General features: G+C 45.3%; 3 pseudogenes. All 3 read left to right on the forward strand.

The features are described from left to right. Positions 1 to 288, forward strand: a pseudogene (locus BHE85_RS16815) (integrase core domain-containing protein); the annotation flags it as partial. Between the two features lie 46 nt (positions 289 to 334). Beyond that, a pseudogene (locus BHE85_RS16820) lies at positions 335 to 619 on the forward strand (Rha family phage regulatory protein); the annotation flags it as partial. Continuing rightward, positions 603 to 734 (forward strand): annotated as a pseudogene (dicB, locus tag BHE85_RS16825) (cell division inhibition protein DicB); the annotation flags it as partial. The pseudogenes BHE85_RS16820 and dicB, both read left to right, overlap by 17 nt. Positions 735 to 834: the final 100 nt, after the last annotated feature.

Consider the following 834-nt stretch of genomic DNA (forward strand, 5'->3'; position numbering starts at 1 on the left):
GATCGAGGTTCACAGTACTGCGCATACGATTACCGGGTCATACAGGAGCAGTCTGGTCTGAAAACATCAATGTCGCGTAAAGGTCACTGTTACGACAACGCTCCGATGGAAAGCTTCTGGGGAACGCTGAAAAATGAGAGCCTGAGCCACTATCGTTTTAATAACCGGGATGAAGCCATCTCAGTAATACGGGAATACATTGAGATTTTCTACAATCGTCAGCGTCGTCACTCTCGTCTGGGGAATATCTCCCCGGCAGCCTTCAGGGAAAAATATCATCAGATGGCTGATTAAAAAAAGAACAAATGGTAGTGTCCGCTATTGCCAGTACACCTCATTCAAAGAAGCCTACATTGCTGAGTTCGATCGCATGGAGGCCGAACTGCGCCAGAATAACACCCCACCTGCTGACAAGATGATTCCGGGTGATGGTCGCACTCTGGTTGTTCACTTCGACAAATTCGGCAATGTCGAATTCACCGAAACCGTTCCTGATGGCGCACTGGTCTGTACCCTGGAGACTTTCCGGTTTTATCTGGAAAAACAGGGATGGACTCTTGTTAACCGGGGCGCAATTAAAAATATGACTGTGGAACAATTACTCAAAATTCATTGTTGAGGACGCAATAATGGAGACGTTATTACCAAACGTTAATACGTCTGAAGGTTGTTTTGAAATTGGTGTCACTATCAGTAACCCTGTATTTACTGAAGATGCCATTAACAAGAGAAAACAGTAAGCGTAAACTGACCGCCGTATGTAGCCATTAAGCCTGTATTGGTAACGTAGGTGCCCACCTTTTCAACTAGTGGACACCTGTTATGGAACAGAAA

The organism is Shigella sp. FC1567 (genome assembly GCF_001743015.1).
In the GTDB taxonomy this organism is placed as follows: domain Bacteria; phylum Pseudomonadota; class Gammaproteobacteria; order Enterobacterales; family Enterobacteriaceae; genus Escherichia; species Escherichia coli.